The organism is Gracilibacillus thailandensis (genome assembly GCF_010994055.1).
Taxonomy (GTDB): Bacteria; Bacillota; Bacilli; order Bacillales; family Amphibacillaceae; genus Gracilibacillus; species Gracilibacillus lacisalsi.
In genome coordinates, this window is record NZ_WJID01000148.1 from 1 (window position 1) to 1,420 (window position 1,420).

1 protein-coding gene is annotated in these 1,420 nt (G+C 38.5%); it reads left to right on the forward strand.

Going from position 1 to position 1,420, the window contains the following annotated elements:
* The first annotated feature begins 106 nt into the window (after nucleotides 1–106).
* The gene (locus GH715_RS21235) at nucleotides 107–1,285 is read left to right on the forward strand and encodes a D-alanine--D-alanine ligase family protein (RefSeq protein ID WP_163578836.1); all 1,179 of its coding nucleotides are present in this window, start codon (nucleotides 107–109) and stop codon (nucleotides 1,283–1,285) included.
* The last annotated feature ends 135 nt before the right edge of the window (nucleotides 1,286–1,420 follow it).

Genomic DNA, 1,420 nt, shown 5'->3' on the forward strand with positions numbered 1-1,420 from the left:
CGCCATATCACAAATCCAAGCATTAAACCGCCAAGATGCGATTATCTTATTGGAGAATGATTTACCTGACACATATAACGAGTAATGATATTGGGAGGAATAGGCTGTGAAAACGAAAGTAGCCGTAATCTTTGGTGGCGTATCTGTAGAACATGAAGTTTCCGTTATCTCGGCACTTCAAGCATATAATGCAATAGATCGATCCAAGTATGAACCAGTACCGGTTTATATTAGCAAAACAAAAGAATGGTATACAGGAGATGTTTTAACAGATATCGAAAATTATAAGGACTTAGACCAGTTGTTTAAACAAGCTGACAAAGTCGTGTTGGAACAGGAAGGGGAAGGGAATATTGTATTAAAGAAAAAGGAGCGTTCCCTTTTCTCAAAAGGAGTTATTACAACGATAGATGTTGTTTTCCCGGTTATTCATGGTACAAATGGTGAGGATGGATCATTACAAGGTTATCTGGAATTATTAGGCCTTCCTTATGTTGGCTGTGACGTTGCGTCATCAGCAGCTGGTATGGATAAAGTAATGATGAAGCAGATCCTACGTGATTCCGGTGTGCCGATAGTGGATTACGAATGGTTTTACTCTAGTCAGTGGCACGAGGAACAGGATCGTATAAAACAATTAGCAGAAAAAGTAGGTTATCCGGTTATCGTGAAACCTGCAAACCTAGGATCAAGTGTAGGGATTTCAAAGGCAGAGAATGAAGAAGAATTAGAAGAAGCAATCGCGCTTGCCATTTCCTATAGCTTTAAAGTAATTATTGAAAAAATGGTAACAGACTTAACCGAGGTTAACTGTTCCGTTATTGGTGATTATGAAAAAGTGGAAAGTTCGGTCTGTGAACAGGTGTTAAGCACTGATGAGATTTTATCTTATGCTGATAAATATCAGAGTGGAGGTAAAACAGGAGATACAAAAGGGATGGAAAGTGTAAACCGGATTATCCCTGCAGAAATTAGTGAGGAAGCTACTGCGAAGGTTAAAGAACTGGCAGAGAAAACCTTCCGCTTATTGAATGCAAGTGGTGTTTCTCGAATTGACTTTTTGTTAAATCCTGATGGAGAGGTTTTTGTCAATGAGATCAATACGATTCCAGGTTCACTATCCTTCTATTTATGGGAACCAAGCGGAAAAGATTTTCAACAATTAACAGATCAACTAATCCAACTAGCGTTAAAACGAGAAAGAGAACGTCAATCGATCCAGTTCTCCATCGACACCAACCTTTTCTCACTACACAGTAAAGGTCAAGGTTCGAAAGGAAAATAAGTAATGTTGAAGACACGGAATTTACCGTGTCTTTTCTTATTAGATAGGAAAGTATATAATACGCAACATGATAGTGTTTTTGTATCATAGGTGGTTATTTTGAAATGATATGTAGACGGAAAGCATCGCTCCGGC